The following is a 17,787-nucleotide window of genomic DNA, read 5'->3' on the forward strand; positions in this document are numbered from 1 at the left end:
GTCACACAAAATTCTTAATAAAACTTCTCCTGTGAATCGGACACGGCCCGTGTTCTTTCAACGCCTGGATATGTACCGCCGTTCCGTATCCCTTATGCTTCACAAACCCGTACTCCGGGTACAGCGCGTCATATTCCACCATCATCCTGTCCCTGGTCACCTTGGCCAGAATGCTGGCGGCCGCGATGGACACGCTCTTGGCATCCCCCTTCACAATGGGTATCTGCATCAGGTCGATGCCCGGTATGGTGACGGCATCATTTAATAGAATCTCCGGCGCTGGCTGCAGCTGGGACACGGCCTCCCGCATGGCCTCATAGGTGGCCTGGAGAATATTAATCTCGTCAATCCGTCCCGGCCCCACTACGCCGATGCCGTAGCTAACCGCCTTCCCCCGAATCTCGTCAAACAGCAGCTCCCGCTTCTTCTCCGACACCTTCTTGGAGTCGTTTAAATAGAGAATCTGGCAGTCCTTCGGAAGAATCACCGCTCCGGCCACCACCGGCCCGGCCAGCGGCCCACGGCCCGCCTCGTCGATGCCGCAGATAAAGCTGCACGCCTCATACGTATACTCGTACTCCTTCATCGCCTCCAGGCGCTCCAGTTCCTTCTGTAACTTCTCACCACTCAATGTCTTCATACGTATCTGTCCTATCTCTTATCAATTTTGTATCTGTACATCACCGCTCCCCGCGCCAGATGCGGACCCCGGCCTTGCCGATAATCTGGCTGGCAGAGACATTTCCAATATCGGAATCCCTGCTGTCGGAACTGTCATTCCGGTTATCGCCCAGAAGAAAATACTCATCCTCTCCCAGCACCACCGGCTCCGCCGCCCGTCTTGGCTTCTCGATGGGTTCCGTCGCATAAATGTCATCCAGCAAAGCACCATCGATGTAAACCTGGCCGTCCACAATCTGCACCGTCTCGCCCGGAAGGCCAATCACCCGTTTGATATAAAATTCATCGTCCTGGTACTCATACTGGAATACCACCGCGTCAAATCTCTCAATCTCCGAAAAATAGAGACATACCTTGTCCGCCAGTATGATGTCACCCTCCACATAATTGGGATACATGGACACCCCGTAGACGTCCACTCTCTGTACCACGTGATGAACCATCACATAGGACAGCATCATCACCGCTGCCAGGTACAGCAGCCGTCTCTTTTGTAACAACACCTTCATCTCATTATGCTTCTTCCGCCGGCGGGAATTCCAATGTCACCCTTCCCAGCTTTCCACTCCTGAAATCATCCACAAACAGATTGGCGGCCTTGCTCACATCCAGCTCTCCGCCCTTTGCCAGGCAGGAGCGCACCCTTGCAATCTGCTCCAGTGCTTTGTAGGGGTCCTCCCCCTCGATCTGATACCGCTCCTCCATCACCGGGCGGTAGTTCTCCATCATAAATTTGAGCAGTTCCACGGCCATCTCCTCTTTGTTGAGAATCTCGTCGTTGATGGAGCCGATAAACGCCAGATGAAGCCCCACCTCCTGATTCTCAAACCGGGGCCACAAAATTCCAGGCGTGTCCAGAAGCTCCAGGCTCTTGTTCAGCCGGATCCACTGGTTCCCCTTGGTCACTCCCGGCTTGTTGCCGGTCTTGGTACAGGCCTTGCCCGCAAAGGAATTGATAAAGGTGGATTTTCCAACATTGGGTATCCCCACCACCATGGCCCGCACGGGACGATTTAAAATCCCTCTTCTGCGGTCACGCTCAATCTTCTCCTTACACGCCTCCTGGACCACGCTGTTAATCTGCTTTAATCCAGCACCGCTTCTGGAATTGACCTTGATGACATGACAGTCCTGGCTCTTAAACCACTCCGCCCAGGCGTCATTCCACCGCTCGTTTGACAAGTCCGACTTGTTGAGAAGCACGATTCTCGCCTTGTTCTGTCCCAGCTCGTCAATGTCCGGATTCCTGCTGGAAAACGGCACGCGCGCGTCCACCACCTCGATAATCAAATCAATTAACTTGATGTCCTCCTTCATGGCACGTTTGGCTTTCGTCATGTGCCCCGGATACCACTGTATATTCATAAATAACCTCTCTCGCTGTCCCCGGCCCCGTTTAGTGGACCAGTCCTATATCTACAATCGGCAGAATGCGCATCCACACCTTCCCCGATATCTGTGCCCTGTTAACATTTCCAATATTGGCAAACCGGCTGTCCTCACTGCTGTCCCGGTTGTCACCCAGCAGGAAATACTCGTCCTCCTCCAGACGCACCGGATTCTCCGCCAGACCCGCCAGGGAAACGTGGCTCAAGCCTTCCTCCGTCTCCAGCAGCTCGTCATTGATATAAATAGAACCGCCCTTTATCTGTACCATCTCACCAGGCAGTCCAATCACTCGCTTTACATTTGATTTCTTGTCATCCCGCTCGAACACCACCACGTCAAACCGCTTCGGGTTCCCATAATCGTAAACCAGCCGGTTCATCAGCACAACGCTGTCGGGAGGTAACCCTGGCGCCATGGACTGTCCTACAATCTGAATCTGTGTGCCGAATCCATAAACCACAAACCAGGCCAGGGAGATGACCACGACAATGTCAACAATCCAGTTGACCACACGCCGCAGCGTGTTCGTCTCTTCCATCTGGTAAAAATCCACTCTGCAACACCTCGCTATATTGTAAAAAGGAGCTGTACACGTGTATTTCGCGACAACTCCCCACATCAACGGAATTATTTAACTAATTCTTTTACCTTTGCAGCCTTGCCTACTCTGTCTCTTAAGTAGTACAGTTTTGCACGTCTAACTTTACCTTTTCTCACCACTTCGATGTTGTCTACGGATGGAGAATGTAATGGCCATGTCTTCTCAACGCCGATACCGTTGGAGTTCTTTCTCACTGTGAAAGTCTCTCTTGCGCCACCGTTCTGTCTCTTGATGACTGTGCCTTCGAATACCTGGATTCTCTCGCGGTTACCCTCTTTGATCTTGTTGTAGACTTTGATGGTGTCGCCAACGTGGAATACCGGTACAGATTCCTTTAACTGTGCTGCTTCAATGTTCTTAATAATATCGTTCACGTGTGAACCTCCTTAATATGTTTGATGTTCTTAATGCTCACTTTTCGCAACAGAGGACCATCTCTTAATTTTCACAACGACTAATTTTATCATAAAATGTCATGTATTGCAAGTCCTTTTTTATGATTCTTCCAGTTTTCCCAGGCCATTTTCCAGGCCATGTTGTAACTGCTCCGATGGCTCTTCATCGCCCTCTTTCGCCGCCTGCATTAACTCCTCCAGAAACTGCCGCTCCTTTTTGGTAAGATTGGCACCGTCAAGCAGATCCGGCCGCCGCTCCAGGGTCCTTCGGATGGATTCCCGGCGCCGCCATTCGTGGATGTTCTTGTGGTGGCCGGACAATAAAACCTCCGGCACCGCCCGGCCCTCGTAGACCTCCGGCCTGGTGTACTGTGGGTACTCTAAGAGATTGTCGTAAAAGGATTCTATCTCCGCCGACTCATCGTTGTTGAGCACCCCGGGAACCAGTCTGGAAATGCAGTCAATCATCACCATGGCCGGCAGCTCCCCACCGGTCAGCACGTAGTCGCCCACGGACAGATAATCGGTGACAATCATCTCCAGCGCCCTCTCGTCGATGCCCTCATAGTGGCCGCACAGAAAGACCAAATCCTCCTCCATGGCCAATTCGCTGGCTATCTTCTGGTTGAACACCTTTCCCTGGGGCGTCATATAGAGGACTCTCGGCCGCCGTCCCAGCCGGGTACACAAGTCCTCGTAGGCGTCGCAGACCGGCCCCGGCTGCATCACCATGCCGGCGCCTCCGCCGTAGGGGGCGTCATCCACATGTTTATGCTTGTCCTTGGAAAAATCCCGGATGTTGACGGCCTCCACGGAGATCAGCTGCTTCTCCACGGCCCGGCCGATAATGCTGGTGTTCAGCCCGTCCAGCACCATCTGTGGAAATAACGTCAGGATATGATAATTCATAGTATCTCCCTTTTCTTGTCAGATTAAACAACCATCACAAATCCAGAAGCCCGTCCAGGATGTGGACCGTCATGGTGGAGGTCTCCAGATTCACATCCAGAATGCAGGACGGAATGGCCGGAAGCAGCACCTCTTTCCCCTCCGGTGTCTCCACCACGTAGACATCATTGGCCCCTGTCTGGAGAACGTCGGTCATCACGCCGAACGTATCTCCGTCCTCCGTCACCACCTTCAGTCCAATCAGGTCCACAATGAAATTCTCGTTGGGAGCCAGCTTCACCGCCTGCTCCCTGGGAATCAGCAAATCCTTTCCCTTGTAAATCTCAATGTCATTTATATTATCATAACCCTTGAATTTCAGGATTGCCATGTTCTTAAAGAATTTCACATGCTCAATCGTCAGGATTTTCTGTTCTTTTCCCGTATCCAGTATCACTTCTTTTAATTCTTTAAACCTTGTCACATCATCCGTGGTGGGAAACACCTTCACCTCGCCGCGCACGCCGTGGGTGGATGAGATAACGCCTACACGCAGTGTATCTTCCATCATGATATCCTCTTTATTATTCCATCTCTCTAAGCAATAAGACCGTCTGCCTGTCAGGCCGGCGGTCTTACGATTATTAGAATTATTGAATTTCAACAATCACTTTCTTGTCTTCTCTCGAGGCTGCTGCTTTAACAACAGAACGAATAGCTTTCGCGATTCTTCCCTGCTTCCCAATCACTTTGCCCATATCAGACGGAGCCACCTTCAGTTCTACGATAGTCTCCCCGCCTTTTACGGTTTCCGTCACAACGACTTCTTCCGGATGTTCCACAAGCGCTTTCGCCATTACTTCAACTAATTCTTTCATATTCTCACCTCAACTTTCCATACTATTGGATGCCGGCGATTTTTAAAAGCTTTCCAACAGTCTCTGTTGGCTGAGCACCTGTTGCTAACCACTTCTTAGCTGCTTCCTCGTTGAATTTGATTACGCTTGGCTCCAGGTTCGGATCATAGTAACCTACTTCTTCGATGAATCTTCCGTCTCTTGGAGAGCGGGAATCTGCAACAACAATTCTATAAAAAGGAGCCTTTTTCTGACCCATTCTTTTTAATCTCATCTTTACTGCCATGTCAATTTCACCTCCTTATCCCTTAATACGGCTCCCCCGTCCTGCGGGTGGAAACCTAAATTTATAGTCAACGCAGAAAATCTGCTTTGCTAACATCGCTATGCCTAAAATGGCATCTTGAACTTCCCAAGCATTCCGCCCAGGCCGCCTCTTCCCTTGCCGCCCATCATGCCAGGCAGCTGTTTCATCATCTTCTTCATCTGGTCGAACTGCTTGACAATGCGGTTGACCTCGCTGATGTCCACACCGGCGCCTCTGGCAATCCGCTGCTTTCTGGATGGGTTTAATATCGCCGGGTTGGCTCTCTCCTGCGCTGTCATGGACAGGATGATGGCCTCCACACGGTCCATGGCGGACTCGTCAATCTCAGGATTTCCCTTCATCTGTGGCATCCCAGGCATCATGTTCATGATGCTGGACATACCGCCCATCTTCTTAATCTGGCGCATCTGGTCCAGGAAATCGTTGTAGTCAAACTCCGCTTTTTTCAGCTTCTGACTCAGTTCCTTCGCCTTCTGCTCATCCACCTCCAGCTCTGCCTTCTCAATCAGGGAAAGGATATCTCCCATGCCGAGAATTCTGGAAGCCATGCGGTCCGGGTAGAACTGCTCCAAATCGGACAGCTTCTCGCCCATACCAATATATAAAATCGGCCGGCCTGTGACGGCTCGAATCGAGAGCGCCGCACCGCCTCTGGTATCACCGTCTAACTTGGTCAGGATGACGCCGTCAATTCCGATTTTACTGTTAAACATCTCCGCCACGTTGACTGCGTCCTGTCCTGTCATCGCATCCACGATGAGAAGGGTCTGGTCCACAGTGATGGCCTCTTTAATCTCAATCAGCTCGCCCATCATGTCCTCATCGATGTGAAGACGGCCGGCGGTATCCAGAATCACCACATTGTAGCCATTCTTTCCCGCATGCTCGATGGCGGCCTTGGCGATGTTCACCGGCTTCTGGCTGTCTCCCATGGAGAACACGGCCACGCCCTGCTTCTCGCCGTTAATCTGTAACTGCTGAATCGCCGCCGGACGGTAAACGTCACAGGCTGCCAGAAGAGGTTTTCTTCCCTTGGCTTTCAGCTTGCCTGCAATCTTGGCCGTGGTGGTGGTCTTACCTGCCCCCTGGAGACCTGCCATCATGATGACGGTGATCTCGTTGGACGGCCTCAGCGCAATCTCCGTTGTCTCGGAGCCCATAAGGTTGATTAATTCCTCATGTACAATCTTTATGACCATCTGTCCCGGTGTCAGACTGTTGAGCACGTCCTGGCCGATGGCCCGCTCCTGGACAGAATTAATAAACTGTTTTACCACTTTAAAACTTACGTCGGCTTCCAAAAGAGCCATCTTGACTTCTTTTAAAGCGGCCTTCACGTCCGCTTCGGACAGACGGCCTTTTCCGCGCAGGTTTTTAAATACGTTCTGTAATTTATCTGATAAGCTCTCAAAAGCCATGAAAAACCTCCTGCCACGCAGTCAAATCTTAAAGCTCGATGATGTCGCCTGCAATCTCTTCGATTCTCTTTAGGAGACTTACATCCTCTGTCTCCTGATATTGTTTCGTCAGCTGGCGGATGTCCGCCACCTTCTGTTTGGTCTCGTTAAATTTGTGGATGAGCTGCAACTTTTCTTCGTATCCCGCGAGAATCTTGTCGCACCGCTTAATCAGGTCGTGAACACCCTGGCGGCTGATGCCCTGCTCTCTGGCAATCTCACTGAGAGACAAATCGTTAAAGACCACATCCTCATAAATCTGTCTCTGATGCTCCGTCAGCAGTTCCCCGTAAAAATCATACAGGATTCCCTGTTCTACAATTTTTTCCATATCATCACCTGTGCTATCATACTACATGCGCCGGAGGGTGTCAAGTGTTTTTTCTTTACACCCTTATTTTTTTTAACGGCTATTGGCGAAAGCCGTACCACCGCTTGAAACTGCCCTCCTGGAATCCATATTCCGGCGTCCGGAACGGATATTGAAGCTCCGACACATAATACCAGGGGTCCTCTTCGTGAAGCGGATTGTTCAACACATGAAAATCCTGGGCCGGCATATAGCTCTGGGATAGGAGAAAGCAGAGGTTTCCGTCTTGGTCCGCCGCCACGTCCGTGACCATAACGCAGTGTCCCGGACTTCCGCCTTTGATAAACAAATCTCCGGCCTGCATCCGCCCAATATCCACCGGCTCGCTCTCCCCGTCCATGGACAGCGTTCCGGCATACATCATCACATATTTTAAATACAATAAAAACGTACTCGTAACTGTCATCATAGGAAGCCTTCTTCACCCAGGAAACGCGGTTCCCATCCACCGACAGCCGGTTCCCCTCCCGCCAGGTGGGATAATCCATCAGAAACCCGTTGGTCAAATGAAAGGCAATTTTCTCATAAGCGCCCACGGAATAGAAATATTCGGCGTACATCCTCATAACGCTGTCGGCACACTGCTGCAAATCGCTGTCAAATCCAGGCATAGCAAACACGGCGGCCTGGGCCGACTGGTTGTGTTTTTCCGTCCCGTCATAGAGAAGCACCGGACTCCCGTCCTCCTTCAGCTTCTGGTTTCTCATAAACGCCAGAAAGCTGCCCTCCTCAGCCGGAACCCGCTCATATCCGGCAGACGGAAGAAATCTGGTCTCCAAAGTCATCCCCTGCGGGAAAATGACGGAAGCCGGGACATCCCCCAGGCTGTCATCCCCCTTCATCCCAGGTCCACCCACAGTCTCCGTCACCGGTTCCACCTCCATGGGTACAACCTGAGCGCCATCCTCCTTCGCCGTATCCTCTGGCTCCGTCACCGCTTCCCTGTCCACCGGCTCTTCCGCCCAGGTCCCCGTCCCGCTCGTCCCGCTCGTCCCATTCGTCCCCGTTCCTCTTCCCTGACCCCCGCTGACAGCCGCCGCCAGAAGGATGCAGGACATGATTATCCACGATTTTTTTCTCATAGAATTCCCACCTTTCTCTTCATCCAAGTCTGGTATAAAAACAGCCGTCCCGGTTCTTTCAAATCGGAGCGGCTGTTTTCGCGCAAAATTCATTACTCACCATATCGATGGCTTACTTTTCCATTACCAGCATACCATTCTATCGAAAACTTGTCAAATAATTTTTGCCTGTCACTGCCAGCAAAATCGTGAATACCAATCAATCCTCCCTTTCCCCACCGGCCTTCCACCGTTTCACCGCCTCCAGCTTCTCCTTCACGGCGGCCTCCGCCCCCTGCACGCCCGGATGGTAGTAAGTTTTATCCTTCAGGGAATCCGGCAGGCACTGCATGTGGGCTACCTTTTCTTCCGTGTCGTGGGCGTAAATATAGTCTTCCCCGTAGTGCAGTTCCTTCATCAGGCTGGTGGGCGCGTTTCGTATCTGGAGGGGGACCGGCTCCGCCAGCATGTTCTGGGCATCCGCTTTGGCGGACTCATAGGCCATGTAGGCCGAGTTGGTCTTCGGGGCCATGGACAGATAGATGACGGCGTGGCTTAGATGGACATTGCACTCCGGCATTCCCAGGAAATGACAGGCCTGGTAGGCCGACACCGCCAGTTGAAGCGCCTGGCTGTCCGCCATGCCGATATCCTCGCTGGCAAACCGCACCAGCCGTCTCGCCACATAAAGTGGGTCCTCACCAGCCTCCAGCATCCGGGCCAGCCAGTAGACCGCCGCGTCCGGGTCGCTGTTTCTCATGGACTTGTGAAGAGCTGATATCAGGTTGTAATGCTCCTCCCCCTTCTTATCATAGAGGAGCGTCCGCTTCCCGATACACTGCTTCAGCGATTCCAGCGTCACCGTCGTCTTCTCCGCGCTGATTTCCCCGTTGTTCACGGCCATCTCCAGGGTGTTTAACGCCGTCCTGGCGTCCCCGTTAGCAAACTCCGCAATCATCCCAATCATATCATCGGTGATGTCGATATTTAAAAATCCAAATCCCTTAGGATTCTTGATGGCCCGCCGGATCAAATCCTCCAAATCCTCTTTCTCCAGTGCCTGGAGTACGAACACTTTGCACCTGGAGAGCAGAGCGGCATTGATCTCAAACGACGGATTCTCCGTGGTGGCCCCAATCAGGATAATACTCCCCTTCTCCACATAGGGCAGAAAAGCGTCCTGCTGGGCCTTGTTAAAGCGGTGTATCTCGTCCACAAACACCACCGTCTTGACCCCCATCCGCCGGCTCTCCTCCGCCTGGGCCATCACTTCCTTAATCTCCTTGATACCGCTGGTCACCGCGCTGAAATTGATAAACCGGGCATGGGTCCTGCCGGCGATAATACTGGCCAGCGTCGTCTTTCCCACCCCCGGCGGTCCCCAGAATATCATGGAGGAGATTCTGTCCTGGTCAATCAACTGACGCAGAATCTTCCCCTCCCCCAGCAAATGCTTCTGCCCCACAAAATCCTCCAGGCTCTCCGGCCGAAGCCTGCTTGCCAGCGGATTATAAACCTGCCTGTCATCAAAGAGCGACATCTGCTCCATTTGCATACGACTTCCCTCCCGCATTCATTTCCTAACCGATCAGCACTTTCTTATCATAACAATCTTATACTGATAATGTAATACGGAATCCCACCGCCGTCAAGCACATCCTGCCTCCGTCACCCCCGCCTAAACCTGGTATCGCTGAGTCCTCCCAGCGTAAACTCCGCCCAGCTGTAATTCGTCATATACTCCCCGGTAAACGCATTCATCTGCGCCAAATCTCCGTTTAAGGCCGCATAATAGTCGCAGTCCACCTTCTCCATGTCAATGGCCAGCTCCCGCCGGTTTTTGATAATGATATCCTGAATCCCCGCCTGTTTTAACGCCTTCATCAGCGCGTAAATGACCTGGTGGGTGCTGTTTTGCACCTTTCTGTCGTAGGGCCGATCTCCCCACAGAATCGAGGCCAGCTCCGGCATGGAGACCCTGGCTCCCCTTCGGTCCACCAGGTAGGCCAGACATTCCCGGCACTTGGTTCTCGGCAAATCCACCGGCTTTCCGTTAAGAAATATCTCAAAATTTCCAAAGGTCTGAATCCTGACCCTGCCCGAACTCTCCTCCGTCAGGGGATGTCTGAGATTATGTAATTCCTCCCGCAGTTCCTCCGCGCTGACCGGCTTCATCAGATAGCCGCTGGCGTGAAGGCGGAACGCTTCCATCATATACTGGGAATACCCGGTCACAAAGATGAGATTGACCTCCGGGCACAGCTCCTTGCACCGCTTCGCAAGGCCGATTCCGTCCAGTTCCCCCATCTCGACATCTAAAAACGCCACATCCACCCGGCATTTTTCCAGATAGGAGCACGCTTCCTCCGGCTCCGAAAATCCCACAATATCCGCCTCCGGCTCCACCTGCCTCAACAGTCCCACCATCTGCTCCACTACCAGTCTCTCATCATCCACTACCATGATGTTCAAATTCCGTTCCTCCTTTGTGGCAGTATCATGGTGACCACCGTCCCTGTTCCTACTTCACTCTCGATGAGCAGAGAGCCGCCGCACTGGATCTCCAGACGCTTTCTCACATTGGCAATGCCCAGATGCATCCGCCCGTCATCCCGGACGTGGTGCACATCAAATCCGGCTCCGTCATCCGCAATCGTAATAACGATATCATCCTCCTTCTTCTCTGTCTTGATGGTCACCGTTCCACTGCCCTTTTTCTTCATAATGCCATGGTGCACCGCATTTTCCACCATGGGCTGTAATGTCAGGGACGGCAGTCGAAAATCGCTCTCCAGAATCTCCGTCTCCACCTTCACCCGCTCTCCAAACCGCATCTGCTCCAGATAGAGGAACTCCTGCACATGGGCCATCTCCCTCTCAAAAGGGATCAGATTCCTGTCCGACAGAGACTCCATATTTTGTTTGAGAAAATTGCAGAAATGCTGAAGCGCGTCCGACGCCTTCCCAGGCTCGGTATCACACAGCTGCTTGATACCGATAAGAGAATTATACAGAAAATGTGGCTGCACCTGGCTCAGCATCACCGCCGCCCGGCTGTCCGCCATCGCTTCTTTTGTCCTTCTCGTCCGCTCCTCCCAGTCCCCGCGCACCTCCGGCTCCCGGATGGTATAGCCGCTCTTCTCCCACTCCTTGGTACGATACAGCGCCTCATCCGCCCGCCGGTACAGCTCCTCAAAACTGCGTCCATCCTCCGGATATAGCGCAATTCCCTGGCTGGCCGTCAGCCGGTTGACGGTCCCGTCCTCCTCCACAATCAGATTCAGCCTGCGGGAAAATGTTTCCGCCATCTCCTCCACCTGCTCCCGGCCGGAAACCGCCACAAAGGCCACAAACTCATCCCCGCCGATCCGCCCCAGAATATCGCCCTCCTGAAAGCACTCCCGCAGCAGGTTCGCAAACTTGCAGATACAGGAATCCCCAAAGGAATGGCCAAAGCTGTCATTGACCTGCTTAAAATTATCGATGTCAAAGATAAAAAATGCATGGGACTCGTCCCCACATTTCAGAATTTTCTTCCTGATCAGCCGCTCCGTCACTTTCTTGGACAGCAGTCCGGTCATCTCGTCCGTGGACGCCAGAAGTTCTTTCCGCTTCTCCCTGTCTATGTTCTTGCGATAGGCAAACATATGAATCGAGCGGCTCTCCTCCGAGTAAAACAGATAGGCGTCCACCCTCATCCAGTGGTAGTCCTCCCCCTTCTCCGAAATCATAAAATCATACCGCAGATGCTGGTTGCCGGCCTCGTACTCCCGGATGGCGTGCTCCGGCGAAAACATGGCGATGTAGCCGTCCCGGAACTCCTCCTTAATCTGCTTCTCCGCAATCACCCGAAGCCCCTTGTCAAAGGGCATGCCGCCGGCGCCCAGGCTTTCAAAATATTTCTCCGTCGTCCTTCCCACGTAACAGTTCCGGGTCAGATTCATCTCATAGATACTCTCGTAGAGCTGCTCCGTGGCCTTCTTAAAATAAGCCTGTCTCTCCTCCACCAGTTCCGTCACCTGGGTGTTGAACCTGCGGATAACCGTGTTGATAATCACAAGAATTACCAGCATCACCCCTGCAATCGCCAGGCAGGAGACACAGGCCGGCCAACGAAAAAACGATTGATGGCCCACATGATAGCCAAGAACCGCAGTCACAAGAAAACCAACGATTAATATCCCACTGATTAACAGGTTGGTTTGAAACAATTTATTATTTTTTCACTCCGAATCCTCCCCCGGGTTTTCAAATGGAGCGGTTAAATTCCGTTCTGATTTCCATTATAGATGCGCTTGCTTACACCACGCTTACAAATACCAATTTTTTCCAATGGATTCTAAAGAAATCGTACCGGCGGTGTCAATTATGGGGTATTCGGATTTTGAAACAGGAAAAAAGCGCCTCCGGCCGCAGTCCCACAGGGGGATGACGGCCGGAAAGCGCCTGTCTTATCTTATTCTTTTATGCTTCCGGATACTTCCAGAATAATGTCACCTTAAACACATCATCCTCCACCCGGACACTCATGGTGCCGCCCTGGGCCTCCACAAAGGCTCTGGCAATGGCCAGCCCCAGACCGGAGCCGTCGGTGTTACGGGACTCGTCGCCCCTCACAAACCGCTCCGTCAGCTCCTCCGGCGACACGGAAAGCTCCCTGGCGGAGACATTTCGCATGGAAACCGTAACTCCTGTCTCCTCCGGCCTGATCTCCAGATAGGCCCTGGTTCCCGGCATGGCGTACTTTAAGATATTTACCATCAGATTCTCAAAAATACGGTAGGTTTTCTGCCCGTCCAGCGTGAGAATCACCTTCTCCTCCGGGAGCTGGAAACGGAACTCAATGTCACTCTCCGCAATCTTGTCGGACAACTCCAGATGCACCTGCTTTAACAGACTGACCACGTCCACTTCCGTCATATGGAGGGAAATGCTTCCGCTGTTTGCCTTAGTCACCTCGAACAAATCCTCAATCAGGGATTTCAACCGCATGGATTTCTGGTCCAATACCTCAACGTATGATTCCCGCTCCTCCTTCGTCAGATTTTCCTGCTTTAACAGATTCACATAGGTGATAATGGCGGTCAGCGGGGTTTTCAAATCGTGGGACACGTTGGTGATAAGCTCCGCCTTGGTCCGCTCGCTCTTCACCTCCTGGGCCACCGCCTCCTTAAGCCCTGTCTGTATTTTTAAAAGCTGTTCCTTTAATGGGGCAAAGACTCCGAAATCCTCCGTAAGCTCCGCGTCCAGTTCCCCGGCGGCTATCTGTCCCACCGCCCCCTCCAGGTTCTTGTAGGACTGCCTCAACCTGTCGCTGTATTTCTTTAACACCGCAAACAAGATCACGGAGTACACCGCCAGCGCCAGGATTCCTCCCAGCCACAGGGTGGTCATCAATGAGAGAATCACAAAATTCCACAGAACAACCCGCAGGATGATTTTGTTGGCGTTCTCGGTCCAGTCCGTCAGCCTCCAGGCCTCCAGCCCCCGGCGGAAACCGGCGGATACGCTGGCTATCCCCCTTCCTATCCAGGAGCGCTCCCGCAGGTAACCGATGATTCCCACGGTAAACAGCGGCCGTATGCAGAGAACCATCCAGTACAGTATCCCGTATGCCGCCGCCCAGAATCCCACCTGGACCGCCAGCGCCAGAGCGGAGGCCGTCTCCGGTTTCAATTCCGCTTTCGCCAATTCCTCCAGAAGACTTCCATCCAGATACCGCACAATCAGACTGGCACTGATTCCACCCTCCAGCACCATGATTCCCCAGAGGACCGCAATCACAAGCAGCGGCTCCAGCGCCAGCCGGCTCCAGGAGCTTCTTCCCAGTTCCAATCCCCTGAATGACGGAAGAATCACGGCCGCCAGAAGCACAATGGCACTCATCACCAGTATCACAATGTGATATCCTCCGCTCATCAGGAAATCCATAACCTCCGCCGTTCTTAGAAACTCATCCGGCTGATTCCGTGAAAGCTGGGAAAATGCCGCCGGATTGCACCGGATGCGGATCTGCATGCCGCCCGGCCCTATAAAATCCACACCGCTGTACTGGTAGTCGTTCACCTTTCCCTCCAGGGGATTGTAAAACTCATAAGTTTCCAGCGCCAGGCGCAGCTCTTCCAAATCACAGCCGCCGCCCTCCAGCGATTGAAGCTTCACACCGCCGGACGTCTGAAAGGACAGAACCAGCTGAATCTCCTCCGGCTTCAGTTCCGTCTCAAAAAAGGTCTCCGGTTCCTTCACATTGCTGCGGACAGTAGCTCCATGACTGTCCAGAAGCTGGTAATGAAAGACCGACCGGTACTTCTGATAGGATTTTTTCCAGTCCCGGCCTATCTGGTCCACGGTTTCCTGTGCGTTCTGATAGTAATCGCCTGTATACCGCACTCCGTCATGGTCCGGCGCTTCCCCCATGAGAATCGCATTGTCCTCCTGGATGGCCTGGTAGAGTTTCTCTCCCAGCCCCGGTACAAACACCTGGGATGCCGTCAGCGCTTTTTCCAGCCACTCCTGCCTCATCTCCCAGCAGGCCACGTAGCCGGTGGTTATCATTTCCCTCGCCAGTTCATCCGGATTGCCGGCGCTGGCCTGAGAGCCCTGGCTGCCCGGCTGGCCCATTTCCAAACGGTAGCTCTCCGCCCGGTTCTGCATATAGGGGTAGAGTCTCACGGTGGCCGCCGATACCACCAGGATCAGCCCGATGACCAGCCAGATGCCAAGACTATGCCTGTTTTTCGATTTTGTATCCAACTCCCCACACCACCTTCAAATATTTTGGCTCCTTCGGATTCACTTCAATCTTCTCCCGGAGATTCCGGATATGGACCATCACCGTATCCGTGTTCACCGCCCGCTCGTTCCAGACCCGCTCATAGATTTCCTCTGCCGGGAACACCCGGCCGGGACTCTGGGCCAGCAGTAACAATATCTTAAATTCGATGGGCGTGACCTTCACCGGCCGCTCGTCCACCAGCACTTCCACCGTCTCCTCGTTGATCTCCAGCCCTCCCAGGCGGTGAATCCTGGGATTGGCCTCCTTCGTGGAACTTAACTGGTCCATAAAGCGGTGGTACCGGCGCAGCTGGGAATTCACCCTCGCCATCAGTTCCATGGGGGTAAATGGCTTTGTGATATAGTCATCCGCCCCGATATTCAGTCCTAACACCTTGTCCATCTCCTCGGATTTGGCTGACAGGAAGATAACGGGGAAATCATAGTTTTCCCGCAGTCTGGCCGTCATGGTGATGCCGTCCATCCTTGGCATCATGATGTCAACAATGGCCAGTTGGATTTCTTCCCTCTCCAGTATCTCCAGCCCCTCGATTCCGTCAGCCGCCTGAAACACCACATAACCCTGGCTTTTCAGGAATATTTCCACACCCTCCCGGATTTCCTTGTCATCCTCAACAAGCAGAATATGGTCTCTCTCCATGGGAATCTCCTCTCCACCCTGCGGGCATTCTCCAAATTTTCTTTTCTCTCCATGTATTTACCATCTCAGTATATTGCATTTCCGCCTCACGGGCAATAGAAGAATTGTGATAATTGGCCGCCGTGGCCTCCGCCTGGGCGCTCATCCAACGGTACTGCTCTGGATATTCCACGGTTCTTCTCACCGCCGCCACCCACTCGCTGACGGACTCACCAGTCATATAGCCGTTGAATCCATTTCTCACCACATCCACCACGCCGCTGGCCTTCACCGCAATCACCGGACTTCCCGATGCCATGGCTTCTAACAGAACAATTCCCTGGGTCTCCGACTTGGAGGCGAACAAAAAGGCGTCGCTGGCAAACTGGTAATCCCGGATTTCGGCATTTGGAATCCTTCCTAAGAACGCCACCTGGCCGCTCAGTCCCTCCGCCTCCACCCGGGCCGTCAGATGCTCCCGTTCACTTCCATCGCCGATGACCATGACGCAGAAGCTGTCTCCCATCTGGGCCTTCATCTCCCGGATGCCGTCCAGCAGAAAGTCCAGATTCTTTCTTTTTCCAGGCGGGCGATGGTACAGAACAGATACTTTCTGTCCCCCAGATACCGCCCACGGATGGCGGCCGCCCGCTCCTCGTCCCGGACAAAGGCGCTGTCCCGCAGACCGGTTGGCAGAATCGTAATCCTGGTATCCACGCCCTGTTTCAGCATCAAATCTCTCATCAGCTTTGTGGGGGCAAAAATCAAATCGCACTGCTTGGCAAAAGCCGTCATATATTTTGGCACCAGCACCTCCCTGCTGTATCTGGTGACTCCGCGAAAGACTCTGTCATGCTTCTGCATTTCCTGGAAGAATTTAAAATAATGCAGGTACTCCTCATACCGGGTGTGATAGGTGTAGGCCACCGGCACCCCGTATTTTTTTCCCAGATACAGGGCCGTGTAACCGGACAGCATGGGATGATGCACGTGGATGACGTCAAAGGAAAGTTCCCTAAACAGCCGCTCCACCTCCCGGTCAAAGCAGTCGCCCACCATCAGGCTCTTGTCCTCTTTCTGATAGAGTGTCCGATATCGAATCACATATTCATCCGTCTCCTCCACACCGTAGTCCGGGGCGAAAATGTAGACCGTATGGCCCAGCGCCCGGAGTCCGTCGGACAACTGCTCGATAGAAACCGGCACACCGCCGATAAATGGTTTATAATTATTGGTAAACATTGCAATTCTCATACGATTTTCCTCCTTAACCAAACATCGTCAGCGCCGTCTCACCCATCATGTAGCCGGCTCCCACAAACACAAAGTTCCAGATACAGATACCGATCAGCGAGCTGACGGTATATTTCACAAAGTCCATCCGGATCACCCCTGCCGGAATGGAGATGATGGTCCGCAGCATAGGCACCAGCTTGCTGACCAGCACGCCCCATGCTCCTTTTTCACGGAGCATGGTAAGATTTTTTGAGATAACCGGCTCCTGCTTTGGAAAACGCTTCATATACTTCTGTAACAGAATCTCTCCGCCCACACGTCCCAGCAGATACAGAATCCAGCTTCCCAGCAGCCCGGCTCCCACAGTCAGTATCATCGTCATCACAAAGCTGATATCGCCCTTCGACGCCCAGATTCCCGCCAGCGGCATGATAATCCCCGCCGGAAATCCCGGCAGATTCAAGTACTCCAACAGTACAATCAGAAAAATGAAGCCGGCGCCATATTGTAAAAAATATTGATTTAATGTTTGAATGTCCATTCCGCACCTCCTCGCTTGATGATGTCATTATAGGAGACAGTTCTAAAGCGGGACCGCAGATAAAAGAAAAGAATTTCTAAAGAAAATCGCAGAATAGCAAAAAGAACCCGGAAAGGACGTCTTATCGTCCCTCCGGGTTCCAGTTTTTTACTGTAATGCTCCAGCTACTTCCCCAATCATCTCCGGGAAGGTGCGAAGCGCGGTGCCGGCTAAGTACCAGTTTTCTGCATCCAGATATACGACTTTGCCGTTTTTGTAGGCGTTGGTGGACTCCACCAGCTCATTTTCCAGGGTGTCGCCGGCGTTGGTGGTTCCGGCCACGATGGCGGTTCTGTCCACCACGAACAGGATGTCCGGGTTTACCTGGGCAATGTACTCGAAGCCGACGGACTGGCCGTGGGTGGATGCCTCGATACCCGTATCCGCCGCCTTCACGCCGAGAATGTCGTGAATCATGCCAAAACGGGAGCCGGAGCCGTAAGCGCTGATACTGCCATCATTGGTGAGAAGAATCAGAGCTTTTTCCTCCACCTGACTGGCCTTCTCGGCGGTCTCGCCAATCTGGGTCT

Annotated in this window: 21 protein-coding genes; all 21 read right to left on the reverse strand. The window is 52.9% G+C overall.

The genetic code is table 11. From position 1 onward, the window contains the following. Position 1 precedes the first annotated feature (1 nt). Positions 2 to 640, reverse strand: coding sequence for a ribonuclease HII (locus HMPREF9473_RS13615; protein ID WP_006780708.1), 639 nt, complete (start codon positions 638 to 640; stop codon positions 2 to 4). A gap of 40 nt (positions 641 to 680) precedes the next feature. After that, positions 681 to 1,190: a signal peptidase I gene (gene lepB / locus HMPREF9473_RS13620; RefSeq protein ID WP_006780709.1), complete on the reverse strand. Its 510-nt coding sequence runs from the start codon at positions 1,188 to 1,190 to the stop codon at positions 681 to 683. A 4-nt stretch (positions 1,191 to 1,194) separates the two neighbouring features. Continuing rightward, on the reverse strand, positions 1,195 to 2,046 hold the full coding sequence (gene ylqF, locus HMPREF9473_RS13625) for a ribosome biogenesis GTPase YlqF (RefSeq protein ID WP_006780710.1): 852 nt from the start codon (positions 2,044 to 2,046) through the stop codon (positions 1,195 to 1,197). Positions 2,047 to 2,077: 31 nt separating this feature from the next. Continuing rightward, on the reverse strand, positions 2,078 to 2,623 hold the full coding sequence (gene lepB, locus HMPREF9473_RS13630) for a signal peptidase I (protein ID WP_034858433.1): 546 nt from the start codon (positions 2,621 to 2,623) through the stop codon (positions 2,078 to 2,080). A 74-nt stretch (positions 2,624 to 2,697) separates the two neighbouring features. Continuing rightward, the gene (gene rplS, locus HMPREF9473_RS13635; protein ID WP_006780712.1) at positions 2,698 to 3,045 is read right to left on the reverse strand and encodes a 50S ribosomal protein L19; all 348 of its coding nucleotides are present in this window, start codon (positions 3,043 to 3,045) and stop codon (positions 2,698 to 2,700) included. Positions 3,046 to 3,165: 120 nt separating this feature from the next. Then, the gene (trmD, locus tag HMPREF9473_RS13640; RefSeq protein ID WP_006780713.1) at positions 3,166 to 3,975 is read right to left on the reverse strand and encodes a tRNA (guanosine(37)-N1)-methyltransferase TrmD; all 810 of its coding nucleotides are present in this window, start codon (positions 3,973 to 3,975) and stop codon (positions 3,166 to 3,168) included. A gap of 34 nt (positions 3,976 to 4,009) precedes the next feature. Then, the gene (gene rimM / locus HMPREF9473_RS13645) at positions 4,010 to 4,522 is read right to left on the reverse strand and encodes a ribosome maturation factor RimM (protein WP_034859312.1); all 513 of its coding nucleotides are present in this window, start codon (positions 4,520 to 4,522) and stop codon (positions 4,010 to 4,012) included. An 82-nt stretch (positions 4,523 to 4,604) separates the two neighbouring features. Beyond that, positions 4,605 to 4,832, reverse strand: a complete 228-nt coding sequence (locus HMPREF9473_RS13650; RefSeq protein ID WP_006780715.1) for a KH domain-containing protein — start codon at positions 4,830 to 4,832, stop codon at positions 4,605 to 4,607. Positions 4,833 to 4,854: 22 nt separating this feature from the next. After that, positions 4,855 to 5,097 (reverse strand): 30S ribosomal protein S16, encoded by a 243-nt coding sequence (gene rpsP, locus HMPREF9473_RS13655; protein ID WP_006780716.1) that lies wholly within the window; start codon positions 5,095 to 5,097, stop codon positions 4,855 to 4,857. 104 nt (positions 5,098 to 5,201) lie between these two features. Continuing rightward, a complete protein-coding gene (ffh, locus tag HMPREF9473_RS13660) occupies positions 5,202 to 6,557 on the reverse strand; it encodes a signal recognition particle protein (protein ID WP_006780717.1) in 1,356 nt (451 codons plus the stop codon). 28 nt (positions 6,558 to 6,585) lie between these two features. Further along, the gene (ylxM, locus tag HMPREF9473_RS13665; RefSeq protein ID WP_006780718.1) at positions 6,586 to 6,927 is read right to left on the reverse strand and encodes a YlxM family DNA-binding protein; all 342 of its coding nucleotides are present in this window, start codon (positions 6,925 to 6,927) and stop codon (positions 6,586 to 6,588) included. Beyond that, entirely contained in the window at positions 6,912 to 8,048 is a 1,137-nt protein-coding gene (locus tag HMPREF9473_RS28750; RefSeq protein WP_006780719.1) for a DUF4846 domain-containing protein, read from the reverse strand. Before HMPREF9473_RS28750 ends, ylxM begins: the two co-directional genes overlap by 16 nt. A 199-nt stretch (positions 8,049 to 8,247) precedes the next feature. Further along, entirely contained in the window at positions 8,248 to 9,576 is a 1,329-nt protein-coding gene (locus HMPREF9473_RS13675) for a replication-associated recombination protein A (RefSeq protein ID WP_034859313.1), read from the reverse strand. A gap of 119 nt (positions 9,577 to 9,695) precedes the next feature. Next, the gene (locus tag HMPREF9473_RS13680; protein WP_242830842.1) at positions 9,696 to 10,490 is read right to left on the reverse strand and encodes a response regulator; all 795 of its coding nucleotides are present in this window, start codon (positions 10,488 to 10,490) and stop codon (positions 9,696 to 9,698) included. A gap of 5 nt (positions 10,491 to 10,495) precedes the next feature. Beyond that, entirely contained in the window at positions 10,496 to 12,238 is a 1,743-nt protein-coding gene (locus HMPREF9473_RS26875; protein WP_006780722.1) for a diguanylate cyclase domain-containing protein, read from the reverse strand. 253 nt (positions 12,239 to 12,491) lie between these two features. After that, positions 12,492 to 14,780 (reverse strand): sensor histidine kinase, encoded by a 2,289-nt coding sequence (locus HMPREF9473_RS13690; protein WP_006780723.1) that lies wholly within the window; start codon positions 14,778 to 14,780, stop codon positions 12,492 to 12,494. Continuing rightward, positions 14,752 to 15,462: a response regulator transcription factor gene (locus tag HMPREF9473_RS13695; protein WP_006780724.1), complete on the reverse strand. Its 711-nt coding sequence runs from the start codon at positions 15,460 to 15,462 to the stop codon at positions 14,752 to 14,754. The genes HMPREF9473_RS13690 and HMPREF9473_RS13695 overlap by 29 nt, the downstream gene beginning before the upstream one ends. Next, positions 15,434 to 15,979 (reverse strand): glycosyltransferase, encoded by a 546-nt coding sequence (locus tag HMPREF9473_RS26265; protein WP_006780725.1) that lies wholly within the window; start codon positions 15,977 to 15,979, stop codon positions 15,434 to 15,436. The genes HMPREF9473_RS13695 and HMPREF9473_RS26265 overlap by 29 nt, the downstream gene beginning before the upstream one ends. After that, entirely contained in the window at positions 15,976 to 16,695 is a 720-nt protein-coding gene (locus tag HMPREF9473_RS26270; RefSeq protein WP_006780726.1) for a glycosyltransferase, read from the reverse strand. Before HMPREF9473_RS26270 ends, HMPREF9473_RS26265 begins: the two co-directional genes overlap by 4 nt. Before the next feature lie 13 nt (positions 16,696 to 16,708). After that, positions 16,709 to 17,218: a DedA family protein gene (locus HMPREF9473_RS13705; RefSeq protein WP_006780727.1), complete on the reverse strand. Its 510-nt coding sequence runs from the start codon at positions 17,216 to 17,218 to the stop codon at positions 16,709 to 16,711. 147 nt (positions 17,219 to 17,365) lie between these two features. Continuing rightward, the coding region (locus tag HMPREF9473_RS13710) for an ABC transporter substrate-binding protein (protein ID WP_006780728.1) at positions 17,366 to 17,787 on the reverse strand (422 nt) is incomplete at its 5' end.

The sequence above is a fragment of the Hungatella hathewayi WAL-18680 genome (assembly GCF_000235505.1).
In the GTDB taxonomy this organism is placed as follows: domain Bacteria; phylum Bacillota; class Clostridia; order Lachnospirales; family Lachnospiraceae; genus Hungatella_A; species Hungatella_A hathewayi_A.